A 4,965-nucleotide genomic window follows, 5' to 3' on the forward strand; every position below is an offset into this window, starting at 1 on the left:
GACCACCGCGACGGTGACAGGCCCGCGGTGCGCGCCGGGCGAAGGGGACACGGGGCGGGTGGAACCCGGGTGATGTCTGCACGGCAGAACCATCTCCGACCCGCGGCCCCGCGCACATCAGCCGTCCGGCCAGAGCGCATCGACTTTGGTCGGTGGGCGGGCACGCGAGAGGCCCGTACCCTTCGGCTCATGCATCCAGCGCAGCGCCTGCGGCCGGTGGGCCTGGCCGTCGTCGCCGGCGGCCTCAGCGGGCTGAGCCGCCTGGACCTGCGCACCCCGAGCACCGCGGACGGCTGCAGCGACAGCCAGACATCGCGGGAGCGGCAGGCCCGCTGTCAGGCGCGGACCACGGCGACCGTGATCACACTGGTCGTGTGCGCCGCGCCGGTCGGCCTCACCGTGTGGGCTCAGGTCGCCGACCATCCGCACAGCGGCTGGGCGGCAGTGGACATCGCGGCCGGGCTGGTCGGCTGGGCGCTGCTGGCGGCGCTGATCCGCGCCCCGGTGCCCACGGCGCTGCTGCTCGCGGCCCTGGCCGCGTTCTCCTCGACGGCCACCGTGCCGGCGACCCTGGCGGTCCTGCATGTCGCGGCCCGTCGCCGGCTGCCGGTGGCGCTCGCCGTCGCCGCGGCCGGCATCGGCGCGCACGTCACCCGCGGAGTGCTGCGACCGCCGGAGGGGCTTCCGCTTGGTTGGCTGTTGGCGCTGGTCGTCGTCGCCCACGCCGGTCTGCTGGGCTGGGGCAGGCTCGCCCGCGCCCGGGCGGCGCTGCTCGCCTCGCTGGAAGAACGAGCGCGGCGCGCCGAAGCCGACGGGGCCCGTCGCGTCGCGGCGGCCCGCGCCGGCGAACGCACCCGGCTGGCCCGGGAGATGCATGACGTGCTCGCCCACCGGCTGTCCCTGCTCGCCACCTACGCCGGGGCACTGCAGTACCGGCCGGACGCGCCACCGCAGGCCCTGGCGCAGGCCGCCGGCGTGATCCGCGAGCAGGTGGCCGGCGCCCTCGACGAGCTGCGCGACGTCATCGCCGTCCTCCGCGACGACGACGAGCACACCGCGGGGCCCCCACCCACCCTCGCCGACCTCCCGGAGCTGCTCGCCCGGGTCCGCGCCGCCGGCACCCCCATCCGCCACACCTGTGACCTGCCCACCCACCCAGACGCCTGCCCCGCCGGCTGCGAGCAGGACGACCGCGGCGCCCAGACCGAACCCGTCGCCGACCCCGACGGCCGCCGCGCGGACGGCCGCGACCCTGCGATCGGGCGCCTCCCCGAGATCGACACCCTGGCGCCCGCGGTGGGGCGGGCCGCCTACCGGATGGTGCAGGTGGCCCTGACCAACGCCCACCGGCACGCCCCCGGCCAGCCCGTCCACCTCACCGTCCGCGGCGGCCCCGGTCGCGGCCTGACCCTCGACCTCGTCAACCAGCTGCCCGCCACCCCCGACGCGCCCCCGTCGCCGACAGCACCGGTAGCGCCCGCGTCGACAACGGCCCCGTCCCGGGCAGCGTCACCGGTGTCGGCGGGCTCCGGGATGGGGCTGGTCGGGCTCACCGAATGGGTCCGCCTGGCCGGCGGCCAACTCGACCACCAGCACGTCGACGGAACGTTCCGCCTGCACGCCCAGCTGCCCTGGCCCCGATGACCCGCCCCGAACCGCCCGACGCGCAGGCCTCCACCACACCGACACCACCCGGGTGGGCGCGCCTGCGGATACGGGTACTGCTCGTCGACGACGACCCGCTCGTACGCGCGGGCCTGACCCTGATGCTCGACGGCGCCCACGGCAGCGGAACACCCGACGGCGAGGAGCAGGAGATCTCCGTGGTCGGGCAGGCCGGCGACGGCGCGCAGGCCCTGACCGCCGTCGACACCCACGCACCGCACGTCGTCCTCATGGACCTGCGCATGCCCCGACTCGACGGGCTGAGCGCCACCCGCCGGCTGCGCGCCCGCCCCCACCCGCCGGAGGTGATCGTGCTGACCACCTTCGACACCGACGACAACGTCCTCGCCGCCCTGCGCGCCGGCGCCGGCGGTTTCCTGCTCAAGGACGCCCCGCCCACCCGCATCGTCGAGGCGGTGCTGCGCGTCGCCGCCGGCGAACCGATCCTCGCCCCCCAGATCACCCGCCGCCTGCTCGCACGCACCACCACCGAAGCCGACACCCACATCCGCGCCCGCACCGCCCTGGCCGGCCTCACCCCCCGCGAACATGACGTCGCCCTCGGCGTCGGCCACGGCCACACCAACGCCGAGATCGGCACCCGGCTGCACCTGTCGACCGCCACCGTCAAAGCGCACATCACCCGCATCCTCACCCACCTGCACCTGACCAACCGCACCCAGCTCGCCCTGCTCGTCCACGACGCCGGCCTGCTCTGACCCTGATCGAGGTACTCGCCGACCAGTAGCCGTCACCCGGGCCAGCCCTGGAAGCACGCAAACACGAACTGTTCGGTGACAGGCGTGCCCACACCATTGCAGGACCTTCTCGACGGTGGGGATCGCGTGCTTCTAGGGCCGCAGGAGCCGGACCGCGAGGAAGCACGGAGCCTGGTGGAGCTTGTCGTAGGCCGTTTCGTCGATGTCGCGCAGCCTGGGCGTCGGGCGAGGCTCGAGGAGTCTTTCCAGCGTGAATCCGGCGGTCAGCAGTTCGTGCAGGAACGTTTCCAGCGGCATGCGCTGGTAGCGGACTGCCAACGGCCCCCCGGCGAGCAGGCGGTCGACCCAGTCCTCGGCGTAGTACGAGCCACCGAATTTCCGCCAGTCCGCTGTCGGGTGTGTCGTCGAGACCAGCAGCCACCCGCCAGGACGCAGGACGCGTCGTAGATCACGTAGCAGGCGCGGCCGGTCGGCGATGTGGTGCAGCGTCAATGCGCACACGACTCCGTCGAACGACGTGTCATCGAGGAAGTCCAGCGGCTTCTCCGCGTCGTGCACGCGCAGTGCGGCCCAGTCGCCCAATCGCTGCCGCGCGTGGCGCAGCAACGTCGCGCTGCCGTCGATTCCGACTACCTCGGCGCCACCCGCCAGGAGTTCGGCCGCGTAGTGCCCGGCCCCGCAGCCGACATCGAGAATCCTCAGGCCGGCAACATCCCCCGCCAGTGCGAGCATCGCCGGCCGGTCGGTGTGTGCGTTGTAGGGGCTGGTGTCGGCGTTCCGTGCGAAGTAGTCGCCGATATCGTCGTGGTAGGCGGTCTGTGCGGGCATCGTGACAGCATCGCGTCGGTGGCCGCAGGCCGCGAGCGGTTGTGTGCGACCGCTGGTCGGGCCGGGGGGCGTTGGCCAACCGGTCCATCGTGCTCGGTTCGTCCGTGACCCTCGTCTATTCGGGCAGCGGGACGCGGGGTGGGGGTGAAAGGCCGGCGTGGCGCAGGACCTCGTCGACGAAGGCGCCCTTGGCGTTGGTGTAGGCGTTGCGGTTGGTCGGATGCTCGAGAGCGAGCCGGCTCTTGAGCGCCGCGTAGTCACGGGCGAGAGCCGGGTCGGCACGCAGGACGTCGCGGAAGGCCAGCAGGGCCTCGGCGTGGGAGTCGCCGTGTTCGATCACGTGGAGATGGTGGGTGCGGGCCTCGGGGCGGGGGCGCAGGAACCACAGCCGGTAGTGGCCGCACGGATCCTGCGGCCAGAACAGCCAGCCCGCCGCCTCCAGCGCCGCCACAGCGCCGCCGCGCGCCGCGTCGAGGGAACGCACGGGAGCGAGAACATCGATGACGGGCTTGGCGGGCAGGCCGACGACCGCCGTCGACCCGATGTGGGTGATCTGCGCTGCCAGCCACGGCGCGAGGATGACCGCGAGCCGGTCGTGTTGTTCGGCGAACCGGGCGGGCCAGGCCGGGTCGTAGCCGGCGAGGTACACGGGTTGATCAGCGGACATGCACGGCGTCCTCGCTGTGGTCGGTCAGCGGCTCTGGTCGGTCAGCGCGGGGTGCGCCGGCCGCGGCGGCGGTCACCTGCTGGTCGGCCGCGTTCCCGTGGCGTGGCCGACGGAGCTGACATGCCGCCGATGCTGGTGGTGGCCGTGGTGGTGGGCCAGTGGGTGGGGTGGTCGAGGCCGGTGGGCAGGCGGGTGGTGGCGTCGCCGCGGGCGGCGGCGAGCTGCATCGGGGTGAGGAACCACGCCCCGCGCAGGTCGGCGCCGCGCAGATCCGCCCCGCGTAGGTCGGCGCCGCGTAGGTCGGCGCCGCGCAGATCCGCCCCGCGTAGGTCCGCGCCTCGCAGGTCCGCGCCGAGCAGCAGACGTCCGGTGAGGACCATGCCGCGCAGGTCCGCGCCGGCCAGCCGGGCGCCGATCAGATCCCCGTCGCGGACCCCGCGCCCACCGGCCCCGCGGGTGCCGGCGTGGTTCGGGCCAGCCCTGCCGGTGGACGGGGCGGCCGGGCCGCGCAGGACGGCGCTGGCCTCGGTGAGAGCGAGATGGACGGTGCGGCGGTGGAGGTCGAGGTCGACGGCGCGCAGCCGGTCCGCGTCCGTGGTGGTGGTCAGGGCGAGGGCGGCGGTGAACAGCTGCCGTAGGCGGACGGCCAGCGTCGCGGTGTCCGAACCCGACGGGTCGAGGGCGCTCAGGGCGGCGTCCAGGTGGTGAAGCGACTCGTGTAGGACCCGCAGGACCCCGAACACGGCGAACATCGCCGGCGCGTCGCCGGGATGGGTGCGCCAAGAGCGGCCGGCGAAGGTGACCTGGGTGGTCTGCTGGCCGGCGCCGAGACAGTCGAAGGCGACGCAGCCGGCGAAACCGCGTCCGGTCAGCTCGGTGTGGATACCGCAGCGATGCTCGCCGTCCAGATGCCGGCAGGCGACACCGGGGGGTTTGCTGATCGGGAAGTCCGCGGACGCGGTGAACCCGGGCACCACACAGCACAATCCCGCGCATCGGGCGCAGTCGGCGCGCAGGCCGGCCCGTACCCGCGCCACGTCCACCAGGGTGAGCGTGACCGCTGTGGCGCGGCCGGCGGCGGGGACG

The 4,965-nt window shown here is 74.2% G+C and carries 5 protein-coding genes; 2 read left to right on the plus strand and 3 right to left on the minus strand.

Going from position 1 to position 4,965, the window contains the following annotated elements:
- Positions 1–189 precede the first annotated feature (189 nt).
- Both G6R24_RS22770 and G6R24_RS18120 read left to right on the plus strand, forming a co-directional pair.
- Positions 190–1,644, plus strand: coding sequence for a sensor histidine kinase (locus G6R24_RS22770; RefSeq protein WP_217451597.1), 1,455 nt, complete (start codon positions 190–192; stop codon positions 1,642–1,644).
- Positions 1,641–2,384 carry a response regulator gene (locus tag G6R24_RS18120; RefSeq protein ID WP_163550396.1) on the plus strand — a complete coding sequence of 248 codons (744 nt, stop codon included), beginning with the start codon at positions 1,641–1,643 and terminating at the stop codon, positions 2,382–2,384. The genes G6R24_RS22770 and G6R24_RS18120 overlap by 4 nt, the downstream gene beginning before the upstream one ends.
- A gap of 132 nt (positions 2,385–2,516) precedes the next feature.
- Here G6R24_RS18120 and G6R24_RS18125 read toward each other — a convergent pair whose 3' ends face one another.
- From G6R24_RS18125 to G6R24_RS18135, 3 genes are all read right to left on the minus strand, one after another.
- Positions 2,517–3,212, minus strand: coding sequence for a class I SAM-dependent methyltransferase (locus G6R24_RS18125; RefSeq protein ID WP_163550397.1), 696 nt, complete (start codon positions 3,210–3,212; stop codon positions 2,517–2,519).
- A 115-nt stretch (positions 3,213–3,327) separates the two neighbouring features.
- Entirely contained in the window at positions 3,328–3,879 is a 552-nt protein-coding gene (locus tag G6R24_RS18130; protein WP_163550398.1) for a GrpB family protein, read from the minus strand.
- Between the two features lie 41 nt (positions 3,880–3,920).
- On the minus strand, positions 3,921–4,965 hold a 1,045-nt coding region (locus G6R24_RS18135), incomplete at its 5' end, for a pentapeptide repeat-containing protein (protein WP_338084470.1).

This window comes from Candidatus Frankia nodulisporulans, from assembly GCF_902806475.1.
GTDB lineage: Bacteria > Actinomycetota > Actinomycetes > Frankiales > Frankiaceae > Frankia > Frankia umida.